The organism is Sulfitobacter sp. 1A13368 (assembly GCF_043557275.1).
Lineage (GTDB): Bacteria > Pseudomonadota > Alphaproteobacteria > Rhodobacterales > Rhodobacteraceae > Sulfitobacter > Sulfitobacter faviae.
In genome coordinates, this window is record NZ_JBIFFR010000003.1 from 122,439 (window position 1) to 149,425 (window position 26,987).

The 26,987-nt window shown below is 62.6% G+C and carries 28 protein-coding genes; 14 read left to right on the forward strand and 14 right to left on the reverse strand.

What is annotated here, in order from left to right:
• Positions 1–2: 2 nt before the first annotated feature.
• Positions 3–1,376: an aldehyde dehydrogenase family protein gene (locus ACGYK4_RS07655; RefSeq protein ID WP_394430420.1), complete on the forward strand. Its 1,374-nt coding sequence runs from the start codon at positions 3–5 to the stop codon at positions 1,374–1,376.
• Between the two features lie 3 nt (positions 1,377–1,379).
• On the forward strand, positions 1,380–2,525 hold the full coding sequence (locus ACGYK4_RS07660; protein ID WP_394430422.1) for an iron-containing alcohol dehydrogenase: 1,146 nt from the start codon (positions 1,380–1,382) through the stop codon (positions 2,523–2,525).
• A 58-nt stretch (positions 2,526–2,583) separates the two neighbouring features.
• Here ACGYK4_RS07660 and ACGYK4_RS07665 read toward each other — a convergent pair whose 3' ends face one another.
• On the reverse strand, positions 2,584–3,054 hold the full coding sequence (locus ACGYK4_RS07665) for a c-type cytochrome (protein ID WP_394408100.1): 471 nt from the start codon (positions 3,052–3,054) through the stop codon (positions 2,584–2,586).
• A 195-nt stretch (positions 3,055–3,249) separates the two neighbouring features.
• On the opposite strand from ACGYK4_RS07665, the gene idi reads away from it, so the two are divergent.
• Positions 3,250–3,780 carry an isopentenyl-diphosphate Delta-isomerase gene (gene idi / locus ACGYK4_RS07670; RefSeq protein WP_394455874.1) on the forward strand — a complete coding sequence of 177 codons (531 nt, stop codon included), beginning with the start codon at positions 3,250–3,252 and terminating at the stop codon, positions 3,778–3,780.
• 18 nt (positions 3,781–3,798) lie between these two features.
• A complete protein-coding gene (gene hemF, locus ACGYK4_RS07675; RefSeq protein WP_209216943.1) occupies positions 3,799–4,680 on the forward strand; it encodes an oxygen-dependent coproporphyrinogen oxidase in 882 nt (293 codons plus the stop codon).
• A gap of 200 nt (positions 4,681–4,880) precedes the next feature.
• On the opposite strand, the gene hemE is transcribed toward hemF, so the two are convergent.
• Positions 4,881–5,921, reverse strand: coding sequence for a uroporphyrinogen decarboxylase (gene hemE / locus ACGYK4_RS07680; RefSeq protein WP_394455876.1), 1,041 nt, complete (start codon positions 5,919–5,921; stop codon positions 4,881–4,883).
• A gap of 84 nt (positions 5,922–6,005) precedes the next feature.
• On the opposite strand from hemE, the gene hemC reads away from it, so the two are divergent.
• The 5 genes from hemC to ACGYK4_RS07705 all read left to right on the forward strand — a co-directional run bounded on the left by hemC (position 6,006) and on the right by ACGYK4_RS07705 (position 12,522).
• Positions 6,006–6,953: a hydroxymethylbilane synthase gene (gene hemC / locus ACGYK4_RS07685; RefSeq protein ID WP_394455877.1), complete on the forward strand. Its 948-nt coding sequence runs from the start codon at positions 6,006–6,008 to the stop codon at positions 6,951–6,953.
• Positions 6,950–7,882 (forward strand): LysR family transcriptional regulator, encoded by a 933-nt coding sequence (locus ACGYK4_RS07690; protein WP_394455878.1) that lies wholly within the window; start codon positions 6,950–6,952, stop codon positions 7,880–7,882. The genes hemC and ACGYK4_RS07690 overlap by 4 nt, the downstream gene beginning before the upstream one ends.
• Positions 7,883–7,944: 62 nt before the next feature.
• Positions 7,945–10,020, forward strand: coding sequence for a hydantoinase/oxoprolinase family protein (locus ACGYK4_RS07695; protein ID WP_394455880.1), 2,076 nt, complete (start codon positions 7,945–7,947; stop codon positions 10,018–10,020).
• A 4-nt stretch (positions 10,021–10,024) separates the two neighbouring features.
• A complete protein-coding gene (locus tag ACGYK4_RS07700) occupies positions 10,025–11,734 on the forward strand; it encodes a hydantoinase B/oxoprolinase family protein (protein ID WP_394455881.1) in 1,710 nt (569 codons plus the stop codon).
• 98 nt (positions 11,735–11,832) lie between these two features.
• Positions 11,833–12,522 carry a fumarylacetoacetate hydrolase family protein gene (locus ACGYK4_RS07705; protein WP_067262780.1) on the forward strand — a complete coding sequence of 230 codons (690 nt, stop codon included), beginning with the start codon at positions 11,833–11,835 and terminating at the stop codon, positions 12,520–12,522.
• A gap of 15 nt (positions 12,523–12,537) precedes the next feature.
• Here the strand turns inward: ACGYK4_RS07705 and ACGYK4_RS07710 are convergent, their stop codons facing one another.
• From ACGYK4_RS07710 to gabT, 4 genes are all read right to left on the reverse strand, one after another.
• On the reverse strand, positions 12,538–13,905 hold the full coding sequence (locus tag ACGYK4_RS07710; protein ID WP_394430438.1) for a tetratricopeptide repeat protein: 1,368 nt from the start codon (positions 13,903–13,905) through the stop codon (positions 12,538–12,540).
• Positions 13,902–14,711, reverse strand: coding sequence for an alpha/beta fold hydrolase (locus ACGYK4_RS07715; RefSeq protein ID WP_394430440.1), 810 nt, complete (start codon positions 14,709–14,711; stop codon positions 13,902–13,904). The genes ACGYK4_RS07710 and ACGYK4_RS07715 overlap by 4 nt, the downstream gene beginning before the upstream one ends.
• Positions 14,704–15,693, reverse strand: a complete 990-nt coding sequence (locus ACGYK4_RS07720; RefSeq protein WP_394456136.1) for a P1 family peptidase — start codon at positions 15,691–15,693, stop codon at positions 14,704–14,706. Before ACGYK4_RS07720 ends, ACGYK4_RS07715 begins: the two co-directional genes overlap by 8 nt.
• 232 nt (positions 15,694–15,925) lie before the next feature.
• Positions 15,926–17,326 carry a 4-aminobutyrate--2-oxoglutarate transaminase gene (gene gabT, locus ACGYK4_RS07725; protein WP_394455882.1) on the reverse strand — a complete coding sequence of 467 codons (1,401 nt, stop codon included), beginning with the start codon at positions 17,324–17,326 and terminating at the stop codon, positions 15,926–15,928.
• Between the two features lie 181 nt (positions 17,327–17,507).
• On the opposite strand from gabT, the gene ACGYK4_RS07730 reads away from it, so the two are divergent.
• Complete coding sequence (locus ACGYK4_RS07730; protein ID WP_209216952.1) at positions 17,508–18,059, forward strand: cupin domain-containing protein; 552 nt, start codon at positions 17,508–17,510, stop codon at positions 18,057–18,059.
• Between the two features lie 71 nt (positions 18,060–18,130).
• On the opposite strand, the gene ACGYK4_RS07735 is transcribed toward ACGYK4_RS07730, so the two are convergent.
• From ACGYK4_RS07735 to ACGYK4_RS07750, 4 genes are all read right to left on the reverse strand, one after another.
• Positions 18,131–18,298, reverse strand: coding sequence for a hypothetical protein (locus ACGYK4_RS07735; protein ID WP_271688683.1), 168 nt, complete (start codon positions 18,296–18,298; stop codon positions 18,131–18,133).
• A 139-nt stretch (positions 18,299–18,437) separates the two neighbouring features.
• Positions 18,438–20,162, reverse strand: coding sequence for a sensor histidine kinase (locus tag ACGYK4_RS07740; protein ID WP_394455883.1), 1,725 nt, complete (start codon positions 20,160–20,162; stop codon positions 18,438–18,440).
• A gap of 2 nt (positions 20,163–20,164) precedes the next feature.
• Positions 20,165–20,722, reverse strand: coding sequence for an RNA polymerase sigma factor (locus tag ACGYK4_RS07745; RefSeq protein ID WP_067264157.1), 558 nt, complete (start codon positions 20,720–20,722; stop codon positions 20,165–20,167).
• Complete coding sequence (locus tag ACGYK4_RS07750) at positions 20,722–20,892, reverse strand: NepR family anti-sigma factor (RefSeq protein WP_197470876.1); 171 nt, start codon at positions 20,890–20,892, stop codon at positions 20,722–20,724. Before ACGYK4_RS07750 ends, ACGYK4_RS07745 begins: the two co-directional genes overlap by 1 nt.
• 93 nt (positions 20,893–20,985) lie before the next feature.
• Between ACGYK4_RS07750 and ACGYK4_RS07755 the strand changes: the two genes are divergently transcribed.
• The 3 genes from ACGYK4_RS07755 to ACGYK4_RS07765 all read left to right on the forward strand — a co-directional run bounded on the left by ACGYK4_RS07755 (position 20,986) and on the right by ACGYK4_RS07765 (position 22,558).
• Positions 20,986–21,795 carry a response regulator gene (locus ACGYK4_RS07755; protein ID WP_067264155.1) on the forward strand — a complete coding sequence of 270 codons (810 nt, stop codon included), beginning with the start codon at positions 20,986–20,988 and terminating at the stop codon, positions 21,793–21,795.
• A 106-nt stretch (positions 21,796–21,901) separates the two neighbouring features.
• Positions 21,902–22,207: a YqjD family protein gene (locus ACGYK4_RS07760; RefSeq protein ID WP_067264153.1), complete on the forward strand. Its 306-nt coding sequence runs from the start codon at positions 21,902–21,904 to the stop codon at positions 22,205–22,207.
• A 15-nt stretch (positions 22,208–22,222) separates the two neighbouring features.
• A complete protein-coding gene (locus ACGYK4_RS07765) occupies positions 22,223–22,558 on the forward strand; it encodes a phage holin family protein (protein ID WP_394408133.1) in 336 nt (111 codons plus the stop codon).
• Here ACGYK4_RS07765 and ACGYK4_RS07770 read toward each other — a convergent pair.
• On the reverse strand, positions 22,509–22,880 hold the full coding sequence (locus tag ACGYK4_RS07770) for a hypothetical protein (protein ID WP_394408136.1): 372 nt from the start codon (positions 22,878–22,880) through the stop codon (positions 22,509–22,511). The genes ACGYK4_RS07765 and ACGYK4_RS07770 overlap by 50 nt on opposite strands.
• Positions 22,881–22,970: 90 nt before the next feature.
• Here ACGYK4_RS07770 and ACGYK4_RS07775 point away from each other — a divergent pair, with 90 nt between their 5' ends.
• Positions 22,971–23,699 carry a Crp/Fnr family transcriptional regulator gene (locus ACGYK4_RS07775; RefSeq protein WP_394455885.1) on the forward strand — a complete coding sequence of 243 codons (729 nt, stop codon included), beginning with the start codon at positions 22,971–22,973 and terminating at the stop codon, positions 23,697–23,699.
• A gap of 3 nt (positions 23,700–23,702) precedes the next feature.
• Here ACGYK4_RS07775 and ACGYK4_RS07780 read toward each other — a convergent pair whose 3' ends face one another.
• The 3 genes from ACGYK4_RS07780 to ACGYK4_RS07790 all read right to left on the reverse strand — a co-directional run bounded on the left by ACGYK4_RS07780 (position 23,703) and on the right by ACGYK4_RS07790 (position 26,956).
• Positions 23,703–24,638 (reverse strand): YihY/virulence factor BrkB family protein, encoded by a 936-nt coding sequence (locus tag ACGYK4_RS07780; protein ID WP_394455887.1) that lies wholly within the window; start codon positions 24,636–24,638, stop codon positions 23,703–23,705.
• A gap of 42 nt (positions 24,639–24,680) precedes the next feature.
• Complete coding sequence (locus ACGYK4_RS07785; RefSeq protein WP_394439631.1) at positions 24,681–25,526, reverse strand: formate/nitrite transporter family protein; 846 nt, start codon at positions 25,524–25,526, stop codon at positions 24,681–24,683.
• Between the two features lie 167 nt (positions 25,527–25,693).
• On the reverse strand, positions 25,694–26,956 hold the full coding sequence (locus tag ACGYK4_RS07790) for an Hsp70 family protein (protein WP_394455889.1): 1,263 nt from the start codon (positions 26,954–26,956) through the stop codon (positions 25,694–25,696).
• Positions 26,957–26,987: the final 31 nt, after the last annotated feature.

The window sequence follows — 26,987 nt, forward strand, 5'->3', positions numbered from 1 at the left end:
GAATGACGACGGTAAAATGTATCTCTCCGATTGACGGTTCGGTCTATGCGGAGCGCGAAACCCTGAGCACGCAGGCAGCGCAAGACGCTGTCGCCCGCGCGCGCCGCGCGCAAAAGGCATGGGCCGCGCGGCCCTTGCAGGAGCGTGTCGATCTGGTGATGGCTGCGCTGAAAGAGATTGAGAATTCCACCGACCGGATGACCGAGGAGCTGGCCCACCAGATGGGCCGCCCGGTGCGCTATGGCGGTGAGTTTGGTGGCTTGCAGGAGCGCACCAGCCACATGGCCAAGATCGCCCCCGATGCGCTGGCGCCCAAGGTGATTGAAGACAGCGACGCCTTCAGCCGCAAGATTATGCGTGAGCCGCATGGCGTGGTTTTCGTCGTCGCGCCGTGGAACTACCCCTATATGACCGCGAACAACACCATCGCGCCTGCGCTGATCGCGGGCAATTCGGTGATCCTGAAGCACGCCTCGCAGACCATTCTGGTCGGTGAACACCTCGCCGATGCCTACCGCGCCGCGGGCGTGCCGGAGGATGTGTTCCAAAACGTCGTGCTGAGCCATGACACCACCTCGGCGCTGATCGCCGACAACGCCTTTGATTTCGTCAACTTCACCGGCTCTGTTGGCGGTGGTCAGGCGATGGAACGCGCCGCGGCGGGCACTTTCACCGGTGTCGCCACCGAGCTTGGCGGCAAAGACCCCGCCTATGTCCGGGCCGATGCCAACCTCGACGCGGCAGTCGATGGCGTGATGGACGGGGCGATGTTCAACGCGGGCCAGTGCTGCTGTGGGATCGAGCGGATCTATGTGCACGAAAGCCTCTATGACGCCTTTGTCGAAAAGGCCGTGGCATGGGTGAATAACCTCAACCTCGGCAATCCGCTGGATCAGGCCACGACGCTTGGGCCGATGGCCAATGTACGTTTCGCCAATGAGGTTCGCGCGCAGATTGATGAGGCCGTGGCGGCAGGTGCCAAGGCGCATATCGATAGAATGCCCGCCGACGATGGCGGTGCCTATCTGACGCCGCAGGTGCTGACCGATGTGACCCACGAGATGCGCGTCATGCGTGACGAAAGCTTTGGCCCCGTTGTCGGCATCATGCCGGTCAAGGACGATGAAGAGGCCATTGCGCTGATGAACGACAGCCAATTCGGTCTGACCGCCGCGATCTTTACCGCCGATGCCGAGGCTGCCGAGGCCATCGGCCAGCGGTTGGAAACCGGCACCGTCTTCATGAACCGTGCCGACTATCTGGACCCGGCGCTGTGCTGGACCGGCTGCAAGCAAACCGGGCGCGGCGCGGGCCTGTCTGAACTGGGCTATCACGCGCTGACACGCCCCAAATCCTACCACCTCAAGAAAGCCTGAGACATGTCCCTGACTGCCAATTGGTCTTACCCCACCGCCATCCGTTTCGGCGCGGGCCGGATTAAAGAGATTGCCGAGGCCTGCGCCGCTGCGGGCATCAAGAAGCCGCTGCTGGTCACCGACAAGGGGCTGGCCTATCTGCCCATCACCCAGGCCACGCTGGACCTGATGGAGGCCGAAGGTCTGGGCCGCGCGATGTTTTCGGACGTTGACCCGAACCCGACCGAGATGAACGCCGAGGCGGGCATCAAGGTCTACCGCGACGGCGGCCATGACGGTGTGATCGCCTTTGGCGGTGGCTCCGGTCTCGATCTGGGCAAGGTCATCGCCTTCATGGCGGGCCAAACCCGCCCCCTGTGGGATTTCGAGGATATCGGCGATTGGTGGACCCGCGCCGATGCGGATGGCATCGCGCCTATCGTGGCCGTGCCGACGACCGCCGGCACAGGCTCGGAAGTGGGGCGCGCCAGCGTCATCACCAACTCCCAGACCCATGAGAAAAAGATCATCTTCCACCCCAAGATGCTCCCCGCTGTCGTGATCTGCGACCCAGAACTGACCGTCGGCATGCCGCCGATGATCACCGCAGGCACTGGGATGGACGCGTTCGCCCATTGTCTGGAAGCCTTCTGCTCGCCGCATTACCACCCGATGAGCCAAGGCATGGCGCTGGAAGGGATGCGTCTGGTCAAGGAATACCTGCCCCGCGCCTATGCCGATGGCAGTGATCTTGAGGCGCGCGGCCATATGATGTCCGCAGCCGCCATGGGCGCTACGGCGTTCCAAAAGGGTCTGGGCGCCATCCATGCCATCAGCCACCCGATCGGCGCGGTGCATCACACGCATCACGGCACCACCAACGCCGTGGTCATGCAGCCGGTTCTGCGCATGAACCGCCCCGCGATTGAGGAGCGTCTGGCCAAGGCGGCGGCCTATCTCGATATCGTGGGCGGCTTTGACGGGTTCTACGATTTCGTCGGCAAGCTGAATGAAGAGTTGAACATTCCCAGCTCGCTGACTGCCCTTGGCGTGACCGACCCCGACATCGACGCGCTGGTGGCCTCGGCCCTGCAAGACCCAAGCTGTGGCGGCAACCCGATTGAACTGACCAAAGAGAATGTCACGCAGCTGCTGCGCGACTGCTTCTGATCCGAAACAAAAAGGGGGGCCAGATGGCCCCCCTTTCGCACTGCGCTGAATGCGCGAATTACTCGGTTGCCTCTGCCGCCGCTTCGGTTTCGGTCACCTCCGGCCCGACGGAGACCAGATAGGCCCAAACGTCTTTCGCGTCTTCTTCGTCTCTCAGACGGTAAGACATTTTCGACTTGGCCCGTTTCGTATCAAGATACTCGGCCAAAAACCCCTTGGGGTCGGCGACGTAGCCTGTGAAACTCTCTTCGTCCCATGTCAGCCCGGCTTCGCCCGCAGCCACGATGGAATCGCCATAGCGGTAGTCTTCGACGGAACCCGCCACACGGTTGTAGATCCCATAAAGGTTCGGCCCCGTACGGCCCCCTTTTTGGATATCGTTGCCCTCATCATCCGAGATCATGTGGCAGCTTTTGCATTTACGAAAGACCTTTTCCCCGGCTTCGGCGTCACCGGAGGCATGGCTTTCCGCCCAAAGGGGCGTGGCCCCGAGGCAGATGGCGAAGATCGACGCGATACGCATGTTCATTGTGAGTTCCTTTGTCTGTCTGGCTTGAAACTAGCGTTTGGGGCGAAGGGGTAAAGGATGTTCACTGCGCCAAAAGGTAGCACGGGCGCAGGGCGGGCCGGTTAGCGGTTGAGACTAGGGGGAAATCCCCCGATAACTGCCGGTGAATTTCTTCTGCGCCGAGGGTGAGATGAACACAACGGTAAGCCGCATCTGATGGAGATCATGGTCCCCGCCTGGGTCGACGGCACCCTGCAACCGGTCGAAAAGCTCGCCGCGCATGAACGCGGTTTGCGGCATATGGCGGTTTCGGTCTTTGTCATCTCCAACGGCAAGCTGCTGATGCAGCGGCGCGCGCTTGGCAAATATCACACCCCCGGTCTCTGGGCGAACACCTGCTGCACGCATCCGCATTGGGATGAGCCGCCCGAGGACTGCGCCGCGCGGCGTTTGGACGAAGAGTTGGGGATCACCGGGCTGGTCTTGCAGCACCGGGGCCGGGTCGAATACCGCGCCGATGTCGGCGGCGGGCTGATCGAACATGAGGTGGTCGAGGTCTATCTCGCCCATGCCGCGCCGGATCTGACGATTACGGAAAACCCCGATGAGGTGTTGGCGACGCGCTGGATTACCCTTGGCGATCTACATGCCGACCTCGCGCAGCGCCCCGATGCATATACGCCTTGGCTGCGGATCTACATGGCCGAACACGAAGGTCTGATCCTTGGCGGCGGGGCGATGGAATAACAGAAAGGCGGGCCAGAGATGACCGACGACATGCAAGACCAAAAGACACGCGCGGCGGATTGGTTCCGCAAGCTTCGCGATGATATCGTTCAGGCGTTCCACGACATCGAAGCGCGTCATGTGGGCGAGGAAGAGGCCGGGCGTTTCGTGGTCAGCAACACCACCCGCACTGCCCCCGATGGATCGGACGCCGGTGGCGGTGAAATGTCGGTGATGCGCGGGGGCCGTGTGTTCGAGAAGGTGGGCGTGAATATCTCCACCGTCTACGGCGAGCTGGGCGAGCGGGCGCAGGCCGCCATGGCCGCGCGCAAGGGGCTGCCCGGCATGGCCGAAGATCCGCGTTTTTGGGCCTCGGGCATCAGTCTGGTCGCGCATATGCAAAACCCACATGTGCCTGCGGTGCATATGAACACCCGCATGTTCTGGACCCCGCATGCATGGTGGTTTGGCGGCGGCGCGGATTTGAACCCTTGTATCGAGTATGACGAGGACACCGACCATTTCCATGCCGAGATGAAGGCCGCCTGCGACCCGCATGGGGCCACGCTCTATGATGAGTTGAAGGCATGGGCGGATGAGTATTTTTACATCCCCCATCGCAAACGCGCGCGGGGTGTGGGTGGCATCTTTTACGATGACCGCAACAGCGGCGACTGGGAGGCGGATTTCGCGCTGACACAGGATGTGGGTCGCGCGTTCCTGCCCGCCTATGTGCCCGTGGTCGACAAAAGGCGCGAGATGCCGTGGGACATGGACGACAAGGACGTGCAACTGCGGCACCGGGGGATCTATGCTGAGTATAACCTTGTCTACGACCGGGGGACGAAGTTTGGTCTGGAGACGGGGCATGATCCGGACGCTGTGCTGATGAGCCTGCCGCCGATGGCGAAGTGGGTTTGAGCTAACCACCCCGGCCCGGAATCAAGCCGCAGGCGCCGGGCCATCGCCTGCCCGCCCGGACGGGTAGGAGATTTGGTATGGCTTGGCGTGACCTCGAGGGCGCACATCAAGGCTGATAGATAAAGTGGCTATAACAGCCGTCAGATCGCCCACCCGCGGGCAGGCGATGGCCCTCGATCTAAACTTTGGGCGTTGGCTTGTTACCCCCGCGTCCCGCGAACGGTATCAATCATCAACTGCACATTCTCCGGATCCGCATCCGGCGTGATCCCATGCCCCAGATTAAAGATATGCGGCCCCTTCGACAACGCATCGCAAATCGCCCGGGTCTCCTGCACCAGCGCATCCCCGCCCGTCACCATATGCGAGGATTTCAGGTTGCCCTGCACACAGCCATGCGGCTGCACATGTTCGGCCACCCACTCCGCACTCACGCCGTCGTCGACGGCGATACAGTCCGCCCCGGTGGCGGCATGTAGATTGGCGAAACGCGCCCCGGCTCCACGCGGGAAGGCGATCACGGGCACGCCCGGATGACGCGCCTTCAGCGCGCTGATGATCTGGCGCAGCGGCTCTGTCGAATAGCGGTCGAAATCCGTGCCTTCCAGCGATCCGGCCCAACTGTCGAAGAGCTTTACCACCTCGGCTCCCGCCTTGATCTGCATGTCGAGGTATTCGATCGTCGCCAGCGTGATCCGCTCCATCAGCGCATCGAACACCTCGGGGTTCTCGTCCTTTAGCGCATGGGCTGGCCCCTGATCCGGCGTGCCTTTGCCCGCGATCATATAGGTCGCCACCGTCCAAGGCGCGCCTGCGAAACCGATGAGCGTCGTCTCTTCGGGCAGTTCGCGCGACAGGATGCGCACGGTCTCGTAAATCGGGACGAGGTGGTCGTGAATGGCGTCCGCTGGTTTCAGCGCTTCCGTCTCGGCCTTGGTGGTGATCGTCGACAGTCGCGGCCCCTCTCCGGTGACGAACCACAGATCGGCGCCAAGCGCCTGCGGCACCAGCAGGATGTCGGCGAAAAGGATCGAAGCGTCGAAACCATAGCGGCGGATCGGTTGCAACGTCACCTCGGCGGCCAGTTCCGGGTTGTAGCACAGCGACAGGAAATCGCCCGCCTCGGCCCGGGTCGCGCGATACTCGGGCAGGTAGCGCCCGGCTTGCCGCATCATCCAGATCGGCGGTGTCGGCAGGGTTTCGCCCGCAAGGGCGCGCAGGATGGTCTTATTCGCAGTCATTATGGCGTTCCTATTTGTGGCAAACCCGTAGGTAGCGCAGGTACAGCAGTTGTCAGTTCATGTCGACGGGGGTAGGGATGCGTCATGACGTATCAGCTTCCCACCCCGGCCCGGCCTCTCAACATCGGCACACGCGGATCGCTTCTGGCGCTCGCGCAGGCGAATGAGGTGCGCGACCGGCTCGCCGCCGCCTTCGATCTCCCGTTCGAGGCTTTCTCCATCGTCGTGATCAAGACCACGGGCGACAAGATCATCGACCGCCCGCTGAAAGAGATCGGCGGCAAGGGGCTGTTCACCCGCGAGATCGAGGCCGCGCTGCTGGACGGCTCCATCGACATCGCGGTGCATTCGATGAAGGACATGCCGACGCTTCAACCCGAGGGGCTGCTGATCGACACCTATCTGCCGCGCGAGGATTGCCGCGACGCTTTCATCTCGCCGCATCTGAAATCCATCGCCGAGTTGCCCGAAGGCGCGGTCGTCGGCACCTCCAGCCTGCGCCGCCGCGCGCAAGTGAAACTGCGGCGGCCTGATCTGGAAGTGGTCGAGTTTCGTGGCAACTTGCAGACTCGTTTGAAAAAACTTGATGACGGTGTGGCCGAAGCGACCTTCCTCGCCATGGCCGGGCTGAACCGCTTGGAAATGGACGACGTGCCACAGGCTGCCGTTCACCCTGACGACATGCTGCCTGCCATCGCGCAGGGGGCCATTGGGGTTGAGCGGCGCGAGGACGACAGCCGCGCCGCCGAGATGCTTTCGGCGATCCATGACCGCAAGACTGGCGAACAGCTTGCCGCCGAACGCGCGTTCCTCGCCACCCTAGATGGCTCTTGCGAGACACCCATCGCCGGTCTGGCCGAACTCAACGGCAGCGAGATGCGCCTGCGCGGTCAGGTGCTGCGCCCCGACGGGTCTGATGCCATCGGCGATGACGTGACCTGCGCCATTTCCGACGGCGCCGCGGCGGGTGAGGCGATGGCCCGCAAGCTTCTGGCCGAGGCCGGACCGGGATTCTTTGACTGGCGCGAATGATCGGCAATCTCTTCACGCTGAAACAGCTTGAAGCGCTGATCTGGGTCGCTGATCTTGGTAGTTTCCGCCGCGCCGCTGCGCATCTGAACACGACACAGCCCAATATCTCGGCCCGGATTTCCGGGCTGGAGGCAACCTTGGGCGTCACCCTGATGCAGCGCGATGCCGGGTCGATCCGGCTCACCGAAAAGGGCACCGCACTGCTGGCCCAAGCCCGCCGCGTCCTGCGCGAAGCCGAAGCACTGGTCGAGACCGCCGCGCGGCCCGACCTGATCGACGACAGCCTCCGCCTTGGGGTGACCGAAGTGGTTGCCAGCACATGGCTGCGCCCCTTTCTGCGCGCGCTGGCCGATGCCTATCCCAATCTCACTGTCGAACTTACCGTCGATCTGTCGCGCGATCTGGATCAAGAGCTTGCCGCCCATGCGCTTGACCTGACCCTGCAAACCGCACCCTTCTCGACCCTGGCGAGCGGGCGGCTGGATCTGGCGACCTATGACTACATCTGGGTCGCCGCGCCGGAATTGGCCGCCCAGATCGGTCCCGCGCCCGACTTCGCCGCCATGCTGCGCCATCCGGTGCTAGGCCATGCGCGGCATACGCAGGCCCATTCCGATCTGATCGGCCATTTCGACGGCACGACTGCGCCGAAGGCCCGTTTGGTGCCCTCCAGCAGCCTGTCGGCGGCGATGAACATGGTGCTCGACGGGATGGGCGTGGCCGTGATGCCACGTGTGATGGTGGCAGGCGCGCTGGCCGATGGGGCGCTGCGGATTCTACCCGCCGCGTGGCACCCGCGCCCGCTGCAAGTCGCCGCGCGTTATCACGCGGATCGCACCCCCGCCTATGTCGCCCGCGCTGCCGAACTGGCCCGGGATTGCGCCCGAAGCTTCGATGCTGAGGATCGAAAAAACCTTTCGCACCCATAGAATATAATAATTTGTACCGATGCTGTGCCCACCCCTATCCTGCGCCCAAACAGGAGTGAGACATGGCATCAACCATCCGACTGGGCGTAGACATCGGCGGCACCTTCACCGACGTGGTGCTGGAAAAGGGCGGCGAGAGTTTCTCAACCAAGGTGCTGACCACCTATGCCGCGCCCGAGAACGCGATCATCGACGGGATGCATCAGGTCTGCGCCAAGGCCGGGATCACGCCCGCCGACCTCACGCAGATCATCCACGGCACCACGCTGGCGACCAACGCGCTGATCGAACGGCGCGGCGCCAAGACGGCGCTGATCACGACCCAGGGCTTCCGCGACGTGATCGAGATGCGCACCGAAAGCCGGTTCGAGCAGTATGATCTGAACCTCAACCTTCCCGAACCGCTGCTGCCGCGCCAGATGCGCTACACGGTGGAAGAGCGTGTCGATGCCACGGGGGCGGTTCTGCACCCGCTCGACCGGGCCGAGGTCGAGGCGCTGGCGGACCGCATCGCCGAAGCGGGTTATGAAAGCGTCGCGGTCGGGCTGATCCATTCCTATCTGAACGACGCGCATGAACGCATGGTCCGCGAGGTGCTGGAAGAGCGTCTGCCCGGTGTCATGGTGTCGATCTCCTCCGAGGTCTCGCCGCAGATGCGCGAGTACGAGCGCTTCAACACTGTGGTCGCCAACGCCTATATCAAGCCGCTGATGAAGAGCTACCTCGGGCGGCTCGAAGGGCGGCTGCAAGAAGAGGGCGTCTCCTGCAACATCTTCCTGATGCATTCGGGCGGCGGCATCATCTCGATCGAAAGCGCCGCCGAATTCCCGGTGCGGCTGGTGGAGTCGGGCCCGGCGGGCGGGGCGGTCTTTGCTGCTAACATCGCCGCGCGCTATGGGCTCGACAAGGTGCTGAGCTTCGACATGGGCGGCACCACGGCCAAGATCTGCCTGATCAAGAACCAGACGCCCAAGACCAGCCGGGTCTTCGAGGTGGCGCGGACCTATCGATTCAAAAAAGGCTCCGGCATGCCGATCTCGATCCCGGTGATCGACATGGTGGAGATCGGCGCGGGCGGCGGCAGCCTCGCCCATGTGGACGCCATGCGGCAGATCCGCGTGGGGCCGGAAAGCGCGGGCTCCGAGCCTGGGCCGGCCTGTTACGGGCGCGGCGGTCAGAAGCCCGCCGTGACCGATGCCGATCTGGTGCTTGGCAAACTCGATCCCGACAATTTTGCCGGCGGTTCGATCCGGCTCGAGACCGGCAACTCCGAGACGGCGCTGAGCCAAGCGATCGGTCAGGAACTCGACATGGACGCCGCCACCGCCGCCTTTGGTTTGGCCGAGGTGGTGGACGAGAACATGGCCAATGCCGCGCGCGTGCATGCGGTGGAAAACGGCGAAGACCTCAGCGATTACACGATGATCGCCTTCGGCGGCGCGGCCCCACTGCATGCCGGGCGGCTGTGCGAGAAGCTCGGGGTCGAGCGCCTGCTGGTGCCGCCCGGCGCCGGGGTCGGCTCGGCCATCGGCTTTCTGCGCGCGCCCTTCAGCTTCGAGGCCAACCGCTCGGTCTACATGAAGCTGTCGGATTTCGACGCGACCCGGATCAAGACGCTGCTGGTGGAACTGAGGGACGAGGCCACGGGCTTTGTCCGCAATTGCGATGCCGGGGCCGAGATCCTGTCGGAATACAAGGTCTACATGCGCTACAGCGGGCAGGGCTGGGAAATCCCCATCGTGCTGGACGAGGCGGACGCGCTAAACCCCGATGCCGCGCGTTTCGAGGCTTTGTTCGAGGCCGATTACGCCAAGCTTTTCGGCCGCACCGTCGAAGGCTTGGACATCGAGATCACGGTCTGGTCGGTCAATGCCACCACGCCGCCCGAGGCGGTCGCCCGCACCGCAGAGCAGTCCCCGGGTGCGGCGGCGGATGTGGCTCTAACACGGCGCATTTTCGACCCGGCGCTTTCTGAGTACTGCGAGGCCGACGTCGTGTTGCGCGGTCAGATGGCCCCGGGCCAGACCGCCCAAGGCCCCGCCGCCATCACCGAGGATGAGACGACGATCATCCTGCCCGCTTCGCGCCGCGCCATCTGCCAGCCCGACGGCTGCATCGACATCACCGTGAAAGGGTAAGCCCATGGCACAGACACATTCCAACGTCGCCTATCAAGTCATGTGGAACCGCCTCATCTCGGTGGTCGAGGAACAGGCGCAGGCACTGGTGCGCACTGCCTTCTCGACCTCGGTGCGCGAGGCGGGGGACCTTTCCGCGGGCGTCTATGACACCGACGGTCAGATGCTGGCGCAGGCGGTCACCGGCACGCCGGGCCACGTCAACGCCATGGCCGACGCGGTGGCGCATTTCATCCGCCGGACCGGGCGGGAGAACATCCTCGAAGGCGATGTCTATATCACCAACGACCCTTGGGAGGGCACCGGCCACCTGCATGACATCACCATGGTCACGCCCTCCTTCCACCGCGGCAAGCTGGTGGGGTTCTTCGCCTGCACCGCGCATATCGTCGACATCGGCGGGCGCGGGTTCGGCGCGGATGCGGCGAGCGTCTACGAGGAAGGTCTTTACCTCCCGATCATGAAGTTCGCCGATGCGGGCAAGGTGGACGAGACTTTGGTGCGGATCATCCGTGGCAACGTGCGCGAACCGGACCAGCTTATCGGTGACATCTACGCACTGACCACTTGCAACGAGATCGGGCATCGCCGCTTGGTCGACATGCTTGAGGAGTTCGACCTCGACGATCTCACCGGCATTGCGGAATTCATCCTCGAAAACTCCCGCCGTGCCACGTTGGAGCGGATCGCGGCGCTGCCCCGGCAGCAGGCGACTGGGGAGATGACGATTGACGGGTTTGACACGCCGATCACGCTGAAGGTCAAAGTCAGCATCGAAGAAGATCACATCCTCTCGGACTTCACAGGCACCAGCGGGATCGACAAGAAGGGCATCAACTGCCCGCTGGTCTATACCAAGGCCTACGCCTGCTACGCGTTGAAATGCGCCATCGCACCGGAGATTCCGAACAACGCCGCCTCGCTGGAGCCGTTCCGGATCACCGCGCCCGAGGACACGATCGTCAACGCCGTGCACCCCGCCCCCGTGGCGCTGCGGCATATCGTGGGGCATTTCGTGCCCGACACGGTCTATGCCGCGCTCGATCAAATTCTGCCAAACCTCGTGCCAGCCGAAGGCGCGGGCTGTCTGTGCAACTTTCAGGTCAGCCTGCGGCCCCGCACCGATACGCAAGCGCCCGCAGGCGCGCGCCGGGCCGAGGTGCTGACCTTCAACTCTGGCGGCTCGGGCGCCCGGCCGCAGCATGACGGGCTCAACGCCACGGCCTTCCCATCCGGCGTGATGACCATGCCGGTGGAGGCCACCGAACATGCCGGGCCTGTGGTGATCTGGCGCAAGGAGTTGCGCCCCGACAGCGGCGGCGCGGGTCGCCAGCGCGGCGGGCTGGGGCAATATATGGAAGTCGGTGCGCGCGAGGGGCATGAGTTCGACATGCAGGCGATGTTCGACCGCGTCGACCACCCCGCGCGCGGGCGACAGGGCGGCAAGCCCGGTGCGCCCACCACCATCGCCCGCGACGACGGCACGCCGATGCGCGGCAAGGGCAAGCAGTTCGTGCCGCATGGGGCGAAGGTGATGATGGCCTTTCCGGGTGGTGCCGGCTACGGCCCCGCCGAGGAACGCCCCAAGGCGCAGGTCAAACGCGACCTTCTGCGCGGCTATATCAGCGCCGAAGTGGCGGCGGCGGACTATGGGCTGAGCGCCGAGGACATCCGCGAGGTCCAAGACGCCATCCGCAAGGGCGCGGAACTGTGAAAGAGTGGCCGCTCAAAGGCTTATAAGCGCGAGGGGTCATTGACTGTTACAAAGCGCGGGTGTTCCTTGGCGGCATTATGCCAAAAGGAACACCCGTGATGTATGTGATTGATCCCCCCAAGCAAAGCAGCCTTGCCGTTCAAGGCACCAGCGACCGTTTCCCGGTGCGCCGCGTCTTTTGCGTAGGCCGCAACTATGAGGCGCATGTGCTTGAGATGGGCAATGACATGCGCGACCCGCCGTTCTTTTTCACCAAACCCGCCGATGCCACGCTGGATACCCCCTGCACCGTGCCCTATCCGCCGCTGACGGAGGATTTCCATTTCGAGGCAGAGCTTGTCATCGCCATCGGCAAGGGCGGCGCGAATATCGCGGAGGCCGATGTGATGGATCACATTTGGGGCGCATCCGTGGGCATTGATTTCACCCGCCGTGACCTTCAGGCGCAGGCCAAAAAGATGGGCCGCCCGTGGGACTGGTCCAAGGCCTTTGACAATTCCGCGCCCATTGCGCCGATCCTGCCCATGGCCGATGTTCCCTCGGTCGAGAAGGGTCGCCTATGGCTCGCGGTGAACGGCGAGATGAAGCAGGAGGCCGATCTGTCGCAGATGATCTGGTCGGTGCGAGAGCATACCGCCACCCTGTCGCAGGCCGTGACCTTGGCTCCGGGTGACATCATCATGACCGGCACGCCGGCCGGTGTCGCGGCGGTGCAGCCCGGCGATGTGATCACCGGGGGGGTCGACGGCATCTCCGAGTTCGAAGTCACCGTCGGCCCGCGCGCCTAAAGCGCGTCGCCCGGTCTAGGCCCCGGCCAGCGTGCGTTCGGCCCGCGCGCGGGCTTGGGCCGCCAGATCGGGCAGACCGGTCTTTTCATAGACCTCGCCCAGCATCAGGTTCAGCGGCACGCCATCGGGGTCATAGGTCCGGCGCATCTCAAGCACCTGCTGCGCGGCAGAGGCCCGTCCATCGCGCACCAGCGCGTCGAGGTGGATTTGCTCGAACAGGTCCCGCTGCGCATGGCTGCCGCCACATTCGGCCATGCGGGGCAGGGCCATGCCAAGCTCGCGGATCGCCGTGGCCCACTCCCCCTTGGCATGGGCGGCGATGCCCCGGGCGGCGGGCAGCGCGACTTCTGCCCATGCGGCGTGGTCATGGGCGGCAATCTCACTCGCACGACCTTCAATCGCGGTGAGCATCTCCGCCGCCTCGGTCCGCCCGGTGCGGCAAAGGGCATAGAGATATTGCAGCGTGAGGAAGGGGCTCACCGTATCCGCCCCCCGCGCCGCCACATGGTCGGCCACATCGCCCCAACGGTCGCCCACATCGACGCCCGCGAATTCCATCCGCGCCAGCAGGGACACGGCGCCGACTTGGTCTTGGGAATAGTCCTTTTCCAGCCCCCAGATATGCTGGTCATAGGCGGCGCGCACATCGTCGTGACGGCCCTGCGACAGGTAGAACAGCGCCAGATGCCACCAATTGTGGCTCCGCATGAAGGAGTTCAGATCGCTCCACGTCTCGGCCACGCTTTCCATGAAACGCGCGCCTTCGGCGACGCGGCCTTGCGTTAGCATCACATGGGCCAGCGCGTGATGCGCCCAAGGCTCATCATGGCGCAATTCCATCGCCCGGCGGGCAGCAGCCTCGGCCCGGTCGAGCAGATGGCATTGCTCATAACCAAAGGCGATCATGCCGTGGGTATAGGCGATGTCTTCGGCCTCGGGCAGGGATTTCAACGCTAGGCGCAACATGCCTGCGGCATCGCCGGTGTTGAACAGGTGGTATTGCGCCAGTTTCAGCATCGCCAGATCGCGCGGCCATTTATCGGTAATGGCATCACAGGCGGCGACGAGGGCGGGCACATCGCCGTCGATCCAATGCCCAACGGCGCGGATCACTTCTTGTTCGCGAGCATTCGCGCCGGGGGCTGCCTTGGCGCGGTCCAGATAGGGGCGGGCTTTCTCGGGCGCGATCGGGTGTTCGAGGAACATCCACAAGAGCGCGGCATAGGCATTGACCAGCGGCCCGTTGGGGTCGGCATCGGCGGCGGCGATGATGCCCGCGGCCTTGGGTTGGTAGGACAGGAAGCCGTGGATGAAGTCATTGATCGCCTGCAAGGTTTCCGGGCGGTCGGTAGAGGTTTCCAATCCGTAAAGGTCTTGTGTCATCTCGGGTCTCCGGCGGTGTCGTGGAATTGGCGCAGATGTTGGGCGACGGCCTCGGCGGCGTCCCAATGGATCGAATGGCCCGCCTCGGGCAGGGTGGTCTGGGTCACATTTGGGATCTCCGCAAAAGCCTCCTCGGCGGCGGCGCGGGGGATCAGCAGGTCTTCGGCCCCGTGGAGCACTTGGGTCGGGCAGGTCAGATCAGCGGGCCGTACCGTGGGGCGGAAACCGCGCAGCGCTTCGAGTTGATGGGCCATGGCATCCGCGCTCTGCGCATGGGGATAGGCCAGTGCTGCGGCGAGGGCGGCCTCGGTATTGTCAGGATCGGTGAAGAAACCGGGGGCGAAAATCCAAGGGTAGAGCGCGCGCAGCCAAAGCTGCTCCCCTTCCGGCGCGCGACGCACGGCGAGCAGCGCATCGAAGACTGCCATGGTCCGGGGTGCGCGAACCGGGGCAGAGGCGAGAACGCTCAGCGCTTGGATGCGATCCGGCGCGAGGCCAAAAAGCTCCATCGCCATCAGCCCACCCATCGAATGGCCGACAACGTGAAAGGTGTCATGCCCCAGATGATCCATCAGCGCCAGCGCATCCCGAGCCATCTGCGCGACAGAGGTTTCGGCATCCCAAGGGGTCGTGCGCCCGGTGCTGCGGTTGTCGGGCCGGATCAGGGTGAAGTGATCGGAAAGCAGCGGGGCCAAAGCGCCCCAACTCGCGCTGTCGCTCAGCATCCCGGCCAGCATCAAAAGCGGCGGGCCGCGCCCGTCGACCTCATAATGAAGTGAAATATCGGAGAGGGGCAGATCAGGCATTCAACGTGCTCCAACAAGGCAAAAGATCCCCATCGGCGGGGGTGGCCGCATAGATGGCGCGGGCGATGGCGCGCGACAGGCAGAGGGCCGCGGCATGGCCGATCAGCGCCACATCCCCCGCAGGCCGCGCCGCGGTCGAGAGAGAGAAGACCAGATCGCCGTCATTGGGCATATGTGCAGGCACCACGGCGCGGGCGATGCCGTCATGGGCCGCCACGGCGACGCGCTGGCATTCGGCCTTGGTCAGCGTGGCGTCGGTGGCGACGATGGCGATGGTGGTATTGGCGCGGGCCGACATGGCCGCCATCTTGCGGCTCTCGAAGCTCAGCCCCAACCCGGCGGATGGGTCCGGCCCCAGCCCGCCGAACTCTCCGTCGATCTCAAAGGGGGCGGCGTGGAAATAGCGGTCACCGGGGGTGGTAACGGCGCCCACCGGATTGGCCCCGACAAGCGCGCCGACCGTGCTGCCATCTGGCAATTGCAAACTGGCGGAGCCGAGGCCCCCTTTAACCATCGCGCTCAGCGCCCCGGTGCCCGCACCGACCGAGCCGATTTGAAAATCTTCGCCCGCCGCTTCCAAGGCTTGGCGGCCAAGATCGGCATAGGGGTTCTGCGCCCAATCCTTATCGCCGCCGTTCAGCAGATCGAAGAGGATCGCGCCGGGCACCAGCGGGATCAGCGCGTCGCCCACGCGAAAGCCGCGGCCCTGCGCGCGCAGGGCATCGACCACGCCCGAACAGGCATCCAGCCCATAGGCAGAGCCGCCCGAGAGCACCAGCGCATCGACCGCCGCGACGGTTTTGTCGGGGGCCAGCAGGTCTGTCTCGCGCGTGCCGGGCGCGCCGCCCATGACGTGGACAGAGGTGGTGAAGGGCGCATCGCCGATCAGCACGGTGCTGCCGGATTTCAGCCGCGCATCCTGCGCATTGCCCACCTTCAGCCCTGCCACATCGGTGATCAGGTTGCGCGGGCCGGGACGCATTGGCGCGCTCATGGCAGGCTCTTCACGTGAAACATCCCCGTAAGGGTGCGCATGGGGCAGGGGGCAAACAAGGGCATCGTCACTCCGGCGTTAATTTCGGGCGGAGTTTGCGCGCTTCCCCGGCGGATGCCAAGGCCCGAGGTGGGACAGGATGCCCCCGCCGGAGGGACGCCATAAAAATGGGCGCGCAGGTTGCCCCGCGCGCCCGATCCGTCCGGTGTGACCGTTTGGTTTACTTCTGCTCTTCGGCGACAGCGGCGGCGACGGCCTCTTCAAAGATGGCAAGCCCCTCTTCGACGATGGCGTCGGAGGCTGTCAGCGGCACCATCACGCGCACGGCGTTGCCATACATGCCACAGCTCAGCAGCAGCAGGCCGCGCTTCAGCGCATGGGCAATGACGCGTTTGGTGAAATCGGCGTCGGGCTTGGCGCTGTCGAAATCGGTCACGAACTCAACGGCGACCATGGCGCCAAGGCCGCGGATGTCCCAGAACCGGAAGGGGGCGGAACGCTCGCCAATCTCGGCAAAGCGGGCTTTGAGCGTTTCGCCCATCGCGGTCGAGCGGGCCAGCAAACCTTCGTCTTCGATCGCCTCGATGGCTGCCAGTGCCGCCGCGCAGGCCACCGGGTTGCCGCCATAGGTGCCGCCCAAGCCGCCGGGGGCCATAGCGTCCATCACATCGGTGCGGCCAATGACACCGGCCAGAGGATAGCCACCTGCCATGGATTTCGCCACGGTGATCAGGTCTGGCACCACGCCGGAATGCTCGATCGCGAACCATGTGCCGGTGCGGCCAAAGCCCGCCTGCACCTCGTCTGCGATCAAAAGGATGCCATGCTGGTCACAGATCGCGCGTAATTCCTGCATCATCTCGAATGGCACGGGGGTGTAGCCGCCTTCGCCGAGCACCGGCTCGATGATGATCGCGGCGACACGTTCGGGCTGGGCATCGGTGAGGAAGAGGTTCTTCAGCCCGGTCAGTGCGTCCTGCACGGCGATCCCGTCGCGGACAGAGGGGAAAGGAGCGCGGAAGACATCCGCGGGGAAGGGGCCGACGTCTTTCTTGTAGGGCGTGACCTTGCCGGTCATGCCAAGCGTCAGCAGGGTACGGCCGTGATAGCCGCCGGTGAAGGCGATGACGCCCGGGCGGCCGGTGGCGGCGCGGGCGATTTTCACGGCGTTCTCAACGGCTTCGGCGCCGGTGGTGACCAGCAGCGTCTTCTTGGGCGCGTCACCGGGGGCGAGCGCGTTCAGCTTCTCGGCCAGATCGACATAGGGCCCGTAGGGCACGACCTGAAAGCTGGTGTGGGTGTAGTGGTCTTCCTGCGCCTTGGCGGCCTCGACCACCTTGGGGTGACGGTGCCCGGTGTTCAGCACGCCGATGCCGCCGACGAAGTCGATGTAGCGGTTGCCTTCCACGTCCCACAGTTCGGCGTTCTCGGCATATTTCGCGTAGATCGGTGCGGCGGAAGCCACACCGCGCGGCACGGCGGCATCGCGGCGCGCGATGAGATCGGCGTTGGTCTGACCGTCGGGCTGGGTCGCGGGGTTGGTTTCGACCACGGAGATCTGCGGCGCGGCTTTGGCTTTGGCCGCGGATTTCCGGGGTGATTTCTTGACGGTGCTGGACATGGAACAGATACCTTATTGCGAAAGAGAGAGGGCAGTGACGTGTCGTTTAAAAAATCCATATTCCGTTTAATATAATTGTCAATCGCGATCGCAGCCTCTATCTAACAATTCCCGTGACCCCCCGGTTGACCCAAGGCCGTGCCCCGTAGCGGCGGCGCGGGGGCCTACAAAGGACAAGCCATTGAACGTCGGCGATAAACTCAGAGCGATCCGCAAGAAACACGGGCTCTCCCAACGGGAGCTTGCGGCCAAGGCCGGGCTGACCAATGGCACGATATCGCTGATCGAAAAGAACCGAACCAGCCCCTCGGTCGCGTCGCTCAAAAGCCTGTTGGACGCGATTCCCATCAGCATGGCCGAATTTTTCGCGATTTTAGAAGAAGACGACAGCGCCAAAGTCTTCTACCGCGCGGAGGAGTTGACCGAGATTTCACCAAGTCATCAGGGCGGCGTATCCCTGCGTCAGCTGGGCAGTGCCGCGCATCACGCGCTTCAGGTTTTGCATGAAACCTATGAGCCCGGCGCCGATACCGGACCTGAGTTTCTGAGCCATGAGGGCGAAGAGGCGGGGGTCGTGGTGCGCGGGAGCATCGAAGTAACGGTGGATGGCGCGGTCAGCTTGCTTCATGCCGGGGACGGATATCTGTTCGACAGCCGCCTGCCGCATCGGTTCCGCAACACCGGGTCCGAAAGTTGCGAGATCGTCAGCGCCTGTACCCCGCCCAGTTTTTAAAAAAAGGTGCCCCATAAATATCGACCGCCCCGAGCATTCTGCTCGGGGCGGTCGATAGGGGGTGTCAGGTCTTAGTAGTCTGACCGGTAGTTCGACCTTTGGGTCTCCGGTTGCTGTTTTTCGCGCCCGGTGCGGTCCTCATCCGGGTGAAGTTCCCTTCGGCCCGTGGTGAGGGCAAGGATGATGACCGCCGCTAAGGTCAGGATGGTCAGACCGCCGAGAAAAAGCTCCGTGGTCATCTCCGTGTTCCTTTTTAGCACTGCGTTTCAGGTGCTCAACCGCGCGCAGGCCAAAGGGTTCCGACAAATTTTTCGCCTATGACGAGTCTGTGATCGCTCCGCCACGTTTTGGGCCAGATTCCATTGGGGCTTTGGCGCCTCAGTAATCGTAGATCATTTTACTGTCGGTCGGGACGTGGAAGTTCACCCTGATCTGATAGATGTCGTCGTTGGTTTCGACCTCGACCTGGCCGTTCAACTGGCGGGTAAAGGCGAGGATTAGACGCGAGCCTAGCCCGGTGCCGGATTTCACCTCTTCGGGGTTGCCGATGGTGTTGCGCACTTCGAGCATCGCCTGCTCTGGCCCGGTTTGGATCAGTTTAAGCGAAATGAAGCCTTTGCCATGTTCGACCGTCGAGACGTATTTAAGCGCATTGGTCAGCGCCTCAGAGACAAGCAGGGTCAGCGGCGCGGCATCGTCGGCGTCGATCTTGATCGGCTCGAAGGACTGTTCGACCTTCACGCCAGAGCCGGATGGCAAGCCGACTGAGAGCATCTGGCCCACAATCTCACGCAGCAATTCGCTGGCATTGACGCGGACCAGATCGTCATTCTGATAAAGGTTCTTATGCACCGTGGCGAGGCTGAGGATACGGTCTTGCAACCGGCGCAGCACGAAACGCGCATCTTCGCTTTTGGCCTGCCGGATCTGCATGTTCATGATCGAAGAAATCAGTTGCAGGTTGTTCTTAACCCGGTGGTGCACCTCTTTCAGCAGGATGTTCTTCTGCCGAAGGCTGTCTTCCAACGTCGCCTCGTCCCGCAGGATGGATTCCGCCATGCCAACAAAAGCAGCCTCCATCTCGACCAATTCGGTGGGGACCGAGGGGCCGAGCGTCCCACGCGGGAGAGTACGGTTCAGCGCAAAGCGCCGCATCTGCCGCCCGAGTTTGCGAATATGGTTGATCGCCAGACGGTTCAGCGCCCAGAAGGCCACGATAAGGCTCGCCAGCCACATAACGATGGGCAAAAGCGCGCTGAGGCGGGTCGAAACGCCAGTATCCAAAAACGGGGTGTTGCTGGGCCAAACGCTGAGCGCGAAGACCGTGTCGGGCACAATCGGCACGATCACATAGGCGCGTTCTTGGCCATCGGAATTTTGCGAAAGAAAGACATTGGGCTCTTTGGTGGTCAGCAGCGACAGGGCGACATCGTTGGGATATTCCGTCTTGGCCACCTCAAGCCCGTTTTCGGTGGTAAGGATATGACCCATCTTATTGAGGGTCATCATCGCAACGCTGCTGTGTTTGGTCTTGGGCTCGCGGATCGCGTTGATGGCATCCTCGGGGATGCTAAGCGCCATGAAGCCGATCAACTCGCGCTCTTCGTAGACCGGCGCGTTGATCAGCGTGACCACTTGGTTGCTGACCGCCCCCTGCAACACTGGCACCGCGCGGCGGACGGGGTTTTCCAGCAGGGTCTGGAAATTCTCATCCTGCGAAAAGTCATGATCCTGCCCCGTGGAGGAGCAGGTCATTTGTCCGTCTAGCCCGATGAAACCCACAAGCGAATAAATGTCTGACGCCTGTTTGTATTCCCTAAGGAAGGCCGTGCATTCCTCAGGATCTTCCCGCCTGAGCCGCACGATGGCGGTGAGAGCTTCTGCCGCGCCAAAGGCCTCTTGGATCACCCGGCGTTCCGCCGCGGAGGCTTGTTCCGTCACGGCGATCAGCGATAGCTCCGCGCTTTGGCGACTCTGATCCGCGATCTGCCGTGTCTGTACAACCGCGATCAGCCCGATGGGCAAAAGCGCGAGAGACAGAAACAGCAGGATACGGATCGTCAGCCCACGCATCAGATCACCGCTGAAGAAGCCAGATGTCATATTTAAAAAGAGGAAACTTTAGATGCGGATAGGACAGACATTGTTGCGTCATCGGTCATTTCAAGCGACTCGTCGTCATGGTGACCCAGCAGTTCGGCAAGGCGGGCACGCGCCCGGTTGGTACGGCTCTTGATAGTGCCGACAGCGACCCCACACATCTCCGCAGCTTCTTCGTAAGAGAAACCGGAGGCCCCGACAAGAAGCAGCGCTTCGCGTTGTTCGTCCTTCAAAAGGGCCAGCGCTTTGCGGAAGTCGGTCATCTGCATGTGGCCATCGTGCGCGGGCTTTTCGGCCAGCCCATCGGTCAGCACGCCATCCACGTCCGAGACTTCGCGCTTCGCCTTGCGGCGCGAGGAATAGTAGGTGTTGCGCAGGATCGTGAAGAGCCAAGCACGCATATTCGTGCCTTCTTGGAACTTTTCGATGTTGGTCCACGCCTTGACCAACGTGTCCTGCACCATGTCGTCTGCCGTGGCACCATTGCGTGTCAGGCTGATGGCAAAGGCCCGCATGGCCGGCAGATGTTCTACCAGCTCGTCGCGCGGATCGGGACGGGTCATCATGACGTTCCTTTTTCTGAATCCTGTTCCTTCAACTTCTGAAGCAGATCCTTGAAACGATCAGGGATGCCTTCTTCGAGCGTCTCATCGAAGACCCGTTTGAGGTTGTCGTCGATGACGCGCTCGCGCTCGTCCTTGTTTCCTGAATTCACTAACATCACCTCTGGCATCGTCGTCTCGTTTGAATAATTATGCATGCATACTGGAACCAAACACAATGTCGACGTGTTTGGTTCCAAGAAAAGTAAAAAGGATTCGACTAGATGAACGATGCGACACAAAAGACCAGCATCAGCGATGAACTGGGAGCCAACATCCCCTACCTTCGCCGGTTCGCGCGGGCGATGACAGGCAGCCAGACCAGCGGCGACACCTTTGCTGCGGCAGCCCTCGAAGCCATCTTGGTTGATCGCTCGGTGCTCGATGGAGTAGATACAAAGACGGGTCTTTTCAAGGTTTTGTACGGTATTTGGGCCAGCGCAGGTGCCCCGGTCGAAGAGGGCGAAAGCGGCCCGCGGGCCAAGGCACAACGCCATCTTTCCAGCCTGACCAACAACAGCCGCGAAGCGCTTTTGTTGCACACGATCGAAGGCTTCTCTCATGGGGAAATCGCCAAGATCATCGGTGTGGATGAGGCCGAAGCGGGCGAGTTGATCCAGATCGCCCATCGCGAAATGGCCGACAGCACCTCGGGTTCGGTGATGATCATCGAAGACGAAGCCATCATCGCGATGGACATTGAATCCATCGTGGCCGAGATGGGCCACCGGGTGACCGGCATCGCCCGCACCCGCGAAGAGGCGGTGAAACTGGGCAAGGCCGACGTGCCGGACCTGATCCTCGCCGACATCCAGCTGGCCGACAACTCCTCGGGCATCGACGCGGTGAACGACCTGCTGAACGAGCTGGGCATGCGACCGGTGATCTTCATCACCGCCTTCCCCGAACGTCTGCTGACCGGCGACAAGCCCGAGCCTGCCTTCCTGATTTCCAAGCCCTATTCGGTGGATCAGGTCGTCTCGGCTGTGTCGCAAGCGATGTTCTTTTCCTCCACGGAAACGCTCAACGCCTGAAGCTGAGCCGCGAAAACAGGGTTCCCCGCGCGCAACGTCGCGCAGGGAACCCTTTGCATTAGAAGCGCGTGCCGCCTAACATCACCCAAACATTCAGGAGGCTTGCATGGCCAAGACCACAACCGCTGCCGCAAAAGAGGTGACGATTGACGATTTGTCGGATCAGATCGCACTTCTCAAAAAAGACATCGCATCGCTGACCGAAACCCTGGGCGACTATGGCAAGGCCAAGTCGGAAGAGATGCGGGACAATGCCCGCAATGCAGCGAATGATTTCGCCGATACGGGGCGCCTCAAGGCGATGGAAGTTCAGCAACAGGCCGAGGAATTCCTCAAGGCCCAGCCCGGAACCGCTTTGGGGATTGCCGCAGGCATCGGTTTTCTTGTCGGTCTTGTGACGGCCCGCCGCTAAATGCTGTCTTCGGTGATGCAACATCTGCGCGGCTCCCTGCGACGGGCGCTGCGCACTGCCATGCTCAGCGCCGGGGCCGTGCTTTTTCTGCTGATCGGCCTGCTGTTTCTCACGCTGGCGGCATGGCTTTACCTCATCACCGTCACCACCGCGCTCACCGCCGCGCTGATCCTCGGCGCGGTTTACTTCGGTATGGGCTTTCTCTTGCTCGCCATCGCCGGGTCAGCTGGTGAGGCCGCGGCGCAGCCGTCCCGGCAAGAAGACTCCGCCGCCTCCGATCATGATGGCTTGAAGAACCTGGTCATGGCATTTCTGGCTGGCATAACCGCGGGTCAGAAAGCGCGCCGTTAACCGCGGCCAGCAGGTTGCTGCTGGAAAACGGGCGGGTGATGAATTTCAACCGCTCGCCCACCTTCGCCAGCCGTGGCGTATCGTTCATGATGCAGATGATCGGAAACCACTCCTGCAAGTTCGACAGTTCCGACAAATGCTGATGCAACTGTTCGCGCCGCAGCGACAGGACCGCGAATTCCGTGTCGTTGACGTTGTCCACCAAGGCGCTGAGGTCAAAGCTTTCCAATACTTCAATTTGAGATTGCGGAAACGCGGCAGAAAGCGTTTCATTTATGTCTGAACAGACCAATGGGTCCGGTTCGTAGATCAAGATCGACATGGTCTTCCCCCGGGTAAGCAAAGTCGTCGGTGTAGGGGGTGCGCAAAACACGCGCATTAAACTAAGACATATGAAGGCAAATTTTATCTAATGACGACACACTGCCGCTATTGTCCCCTTCGGCGCAAGGATGCTTTCCTGCCGATGTCGAAAGAAGAAGTGAGCTTCATGGAGAAGTTCAAGTCGGGTGAGCTGACCGTCGAACCGGGCACGCCGATCCTGATGGAAGGGTCGAACTCGCCCCAGCTTTACACGGCGCTCACCGGAATGGGCATCCGCGACAAGACGCTGGAGAACGGCAGCCGGCAGGTCATCAGCTTTGTCTTCCCCGGCGATTTCATCGGGCTACAGGCAGGCATCATGGGCGAAATGGGCCATTCCGTCGAAGCCCGCACCCATATGCGGCTCTGCGTTTTCAACCGCAGTGAGTTCTGGAATTTCTTCAAATCTCACCCCGAACGCGCTTTTGACATTACTTGGCTGGCCGCCATCGAAGAGCATTTCATGGGCGAAGTCCTCGCCACCATCGGCCAACGCAGCGCGATGCAGGCCATCGCTTGGGCGATGGTCAAGATTTTCGAACGCGGCCAGTCGCTCGGGATGGTCACCCACAACCAGATGCTGCTGCCCTATTCGCAACGCGATCTGGCCGATGCGCTTGGCCTCTCGGTGGTGCACACCAACAAGACCCTCGGCGCTCTGAAAGAACGTCAGTTGCTGTCATGGTCCGACAGGGTGCTGCAAATCAACGATCTCGCCGCCTTGGCGAAAGAGGGGATGACCGATCCGGAAAGCCGCCAAAAACGCCCGCTGCTCTAACCGTCAGTCCTGCGCCACATCGATATAGGTATCCGCTGCCTCCGCCCCGCGTTGCCCGCGCGGCTTGGCCGGGCCAACGGTGCTGTCAGGCCGCGTCCGCCGCTCCACCTGCGCGTTCAACGCGGCCCCAAACAAGATCAGAAAGCTGCTGATCCAAAGCCAGATTAACATCGCGATCACCGCCCCGATCGAGCCATAGACCTGATTGTAATTGCCGAAATTGGCCACATAATAGGAAAAACCGATGGAAAGCACCGCCCAAGACAGCACCGCCAAGATCGCCCCGCTGCTGAGCCACGGCAGCCGCGCCGCCCGCCGGTTTGGGCCAAAGCGGTAAAGCACCCCAACCCCGGCAAACAAAACCACCGTCGCCACGGTCCAACGCAAAAGGTCGGCCACCGCATTGCCAAAGGGGCCAAGCGGGATGAAGGCCAGAATGATCGGCGCGATCACTACCGCCAGCAGCGCCACGATGCCGACCGCCACAAGGCTAACCGTCAAGAGCAGGGCATGAAGGTAGTGTTTCGCGGCATTGCGGTTGCGCTCGTTGTAAACGGCGTTCAATCCGATCACCATCGCCCCCACCCCGGCCCGGGCGGACCAAAGCGCCACAAGCAATGACACGATACCGGCCCAACCCAGCCTATCGGCCCGCGCGGTGACCAAGCCGGTCACCTGCGTATTGATGATGTCATAGACATCATCCGGCAGCAGCCCGCGCACTTCCTCCAATTGGGCGACGACGACGACAGGGTCTGAAATCAGCCCCAAAAGCGCGATCAATGCGGCCAGCGCCGGAAACAGCGACAGCATGGCGAAAAACGCCACCCCGGCCGAGATCAGCGCAAGGTTGTCCTCCGCCGCCTGTTTCAGGCTCGCTTTGAAAGCATCCCAATAGATCGCCGGTCGGGTCGGGGGTCTGCGCAACACCAATGCCATTCCTCTCAATTCGGCCCCGACCTTGATCGGGACCGCTTTGCCTCAACTGTCCTCCACATCGTCGCGGACCTGGCCCCAGGCAACAAGGGTGAAGACCACCGTGCCGCCAATGATGTTGCCCACAAGCACCGGCAGGAAGAAGCCAAAGATCGCCTGACCGACCCCCAAGCCGCCATGCAAAAGCAGCGCCGCCATCTCGACCGATCCGGCGACAATATGGGTAAAATCCCCCGCCGCGATCAGCCATGTAAAGGTCAGGATCAGGAAAAAAGCGGTCTCATCCGCCTGCGGAAGCATCCAAACGATCAGCGCCACGATCACGCCCGCCGGAATGCCGCGCCAGAATGCCTCCGATACCCCCATCCCGGTGGCATGTTCCGAAAGGCTGATAATGGCGGGCAGAATGTTTTCTGGAATCGCAGGCGTATAAATAAACAGCGCCGCCGCCGCAAAGGCCCCGACGACATTCGCCCCCAATACAACACCCCAAAGCCGCAACAGGCTGCACAAAACACCCAAACTACGCTCCTGCATCAGCGGCAAGACGGTGGTGATGGTGTTCTCGGTAAACAACTGCATCCGGCCCATGATGACCGCGATGAAACCCAAGGAATAGCCAAGGTTCTCTAGCAAAAACCGCCACTCCGCATCCGGCAGATAGGTCCGGAAAATTGCCTCGCCCAAGACAGAAAGACTGATCAGCATCCCCGCAGAAATCCCCGACCAGATCAATGACCGGTTGGTGCGGTTCAACTCATCGCGCCCCTCGCGGCGGATCACCTCATAGATCAGCTTGGGCGACAGCGCCGCCGCATCACTGACAGAGCGTTCTTCCGCCTCCTCCTGCACAGCAGAGGTCGGGGGTTTCTTCTGGATCAGTGGGGCCATGCGTGTTCTTCCTAAAAACTATGGACATAATGAACATAGCCCGCTGCAGCCTTCTGCACAGTAAAAAGACCGCAGCCCCACGCCGCACCACCAGCGGCCCTGTCGAGCCTCCCCCCTTCACCTTCATCCTTTCTCAAATACCGATCCCGCACTCTCAACCAGCCGGATCAGCCGCGTTCATCCCCACCGGCCCGCAAGGCCAACCCCTCAACAATCGCCGTCAGCGCCGCCCCCCGATGCAGTTCCGCCCGTGGAAAGCGCGCCCGCATCTCGTCTTCGACCACCGCCATCAGGCTCGACCCGCCGACAAAGATCAGCCGGTCCACTGCCTCGGGCGCGAGGCCTGCCTTCTGCGCCGTCGCCTCTGCTGCGTCCCCCATCTGGACGGCGAGTTTCGACAGCCGCTTGCGCATCCAATCGCGGGGCAGGGGCAAGGTCGCGCGGGGTTTGAGCATCGACACATCGATCACCGGATCAGCATCCCCCGCGCCCCCCGCACCATTGGCGCGGATTTTGCCCGCTTCGACAGCAAAGGCGAGGTCATGGCCAAGCTCTTCATCAAGCACTTTGACCAGGCGGGCCAGACGTTTGGGATGTTCGGCGAACTTATGGAGTTCCGCCGCCGCCTTACGGGTCTCCGGCCCATAGAGAAACGGAATTTTCGCCCAAGTGGCCAGATCGTTAAAGATCGCATTGGGCGCGATATGGGTGTCACCCCCGAAAGCGTGGCGAATTTCGCTGCCCATGCCAAGCTGCGGCATCACCCGCCCGATCGACAGGGACCGGTCGAAATCGGTCCCGCCCAGCCGAATGCCGTGGCTTTCCAGAATGTCGATCTCATCATTCCCGCGCTGGAGGAAAAGCGTGAAATCCGAGGTGCCGCCGCCGATATCGATAACCAGCCCCAGATCCCCCGGACGCAAGGCCGCGCGATTGGCAATCGCGGCGGCTTCGGGTTCGTTCATGAAGTCCACATGATCGAAACCCGCCCGGCCATAGGCCTCGCGCAGGTCTGTCAGGGCTTGGGCATCGCGGGCGTCATCGGCGGAATGAAAGCGCACGGGGCGTCCCGAGAGCGTCCTGTCGAAGTGCATTCCTGTGGCGGCCTCGGCCTGCGTTTTGACCCGCGCCAGAAACCGCGCAACAATGTCGATAAAGTCGAGTCTTTCGCCCAAGAGCGCCCTTCGTTCGCGCATTAGCCGGGTGCCAAGCAGGCTTTTCAAGCCGCGCATATAGCGGCCCTCGGCCCCGGCCAGCAGCGCGTCGGATGCCGCGGCACCGATCCGCATTTCCCGCGCCTCGAAATCAAAGAAGACCGCCGTCGGAAGGGTCTGTGCCTCGGCCTCCAGCGAGATCAGTCGCGGGGTGCCGCCGATGGCGATGCCCGCCGCGGTGTTGGAGGTTCCGAAATCAATCCCCAGCGTGGCCATGATGTTCTCCTGATGCCTTTTCACGGTCGGC

Coding starts and splice junctions, on each gene's coding strand:
- ACGYK4_RS07655 (WP_394430420.1), top strand. CDS start 3: ATGACGACGGTAAAATGTATCTCTCCGATTGACGGTTCGGTCTATGCG.
- ACGYK4_RS07780 (WP_394455887.1), bottom strand. CDS start 24,638: ATGGCATTGGTGTTGCGCAGACCCCCGACCCGACCGGCGATCTATTGG.
- ACGYK4_RS07705 (WP_067262780.1), top strand. CDS start 11,833: ATGTATGTGATTGATCCCCCCAAGCAAAGCAGCCTTGCCGTTCAAGGC.
- ACGYK4_RS07720 (WP_394456136.1), bottom strand. CDS start 15,693: ATGCGTCCCGGCCCGCGCAACCTGATCACCGATGTGGCAGGGCTGAAG.
- ACGYK4_RS07770 (WP_394408136.1), bottom strand. CDS start 22,880: ATGTCGATCTTGATCTACGAACCGGACCCATTGGTCTGTTCAGACATA.
- ACGYK4_RS07755 (WP_067264155.1), top strand. CDS start 20,986: ATGAACGATGCGACACAAAAGACCAGCATCAGCGATGAACTGGGAGCC.
- ACGYK4_RS07710 (WP_394430438.1), bottom strand. CDS start 13,905: ATGACACAAGACCTTTACGGATTGGAAACCTCTACCGACCGCCCGGAA.
- ACGYK4_RS07700 (WP_394455881.1), top strand. CDS start 10,025: ATGGCACAGACACATTCCAACGTCGCCTATCAAGTCATGTGGAACCGC.
- ACGYK4_RS07695 (WP_394455880.1), top strand. CDS start 7,945: ATGGCATCAACCATCCGACTGGGCGTAGACATCGGCGGCACCTTCACC.
- ACGYK4_RS07775 (WP_394455885.1), top strand. CDS start 22,971: ATGACGACACACTGCCGCTATTGTCCCCTTCGGCGCAAGGATGCTTTC.
- ACGYK4_RS07745 (WP_067264157.1), bottom strand. CDS start 20,722: ATGACCCGTCCCGATCCGCGCGACGAGCTGGTAGAACATCTGCCGGCC.
- ACGYK4_RS07660 (WP_394430422.1), top strand. CDS start 1,380: ATGTCCCTGACTGCCAATTGGTCTTACCCCACCGCCATCCGTTTCGGC.
- ACGYK4_RS07790 (WP_394455889.1), bottom strand. CDS start 26,956: ATGGCCACGCTGGGGATTGATTTCGGAACCTCCAACACCGCGGCGGGC.
- idi (WP_394455874.1), top strand. CDS start 3,250: ATGGAGATCATGGTCCCCGCCTGGGTCGACGGCACCCTGCAACCGGTC.
- hemC (WP_394455877.1), top strand. CDS start 6,006: ATGACGTATCAGCTTCCCACCCCGGCCCGGCCTCTCAACATCGGCACA.
- gabT (WP_394455882.1), bottom strand. CDS start 17,326: ATGTCCAGCACCGTCAAGAAATCACCCCGGAAATCCGCGGCCAAAGCC.
- ACGYK4_RS07750 (WP_197470876.1), bottom strand. CDS start 20,892: ATGCCAGAGGTGATGTTAGTGAATTCAGGAAACAAGGACGAGCGCGAG.
- ACGYK4_RS07760 (WP_067264153.1), top strand. CDS start 21,902: ATGGCCAAGACCACAACCGCTGCCGCAAAAGAGGTGACGATTGACGAT.
- ACGYK4_RS07785 (WP_394439631.1), bottom strand. CDS start 25,526: ATGGCCCCACTGATCCAGAAGAAACCCCCGACCTCTGCTGTGCAGGAG.
- hemF (WP_209216943.1), top strand. CDS start 3,799: ATGACCGACGACATGCAAGACCAAAAGACACGCGCGGCGGATTGGTTC.
- hemE (WP_394455876.1), bottom strand. CDS start 5,921: ATGACTGCGAATAAGACCATCCTGCGCGCCCTTGCGGGCGAAACCCTG.
- ACGYK4_RS07735 (WP_271688683.1), bottom strand. CDS start 18,298: ATGACCACGGAGCTTTTTCTCGGCGGTCTGACCATCCTGACCTTAGCG.
- ACGYK4_RS07665 (WP_394408100.1), bottom strand. CDS start 3,054: ATGAACATGCGTATCGCGTCGATCTTCGCCATCTGCCTCGGGGCCACG.
- ACGYK4_RS07715 (WP_394430440.1), bottom strand. CDS start 14,711: ATGCCTGATCTGCCCCTCTCCGATATTTCACTTCATTATGAGGTCGAC.
- ACGYK4_RS07740 (WP_394455883.1), bottom strand. CDS start 20,162: ATGACATCTGGCTTCTTCAGCGGTGATCTGATGCGTGGGCTGACGATC.
- ACGYK4_RS07690 (WP_394455878.1), top strand. CDS start 6,950: ATGATCGGCAATCTCTTCACGCTGAAACAGCTTGAAGCGCTGATCTGG.
- ACGYK4_RS07765 (WP_394408133.1), top strand. CDS start 22,223: ATGCAACATCTGCGCGGCTCCCTGCGACGGGCGCTGCGCACTGCCATG.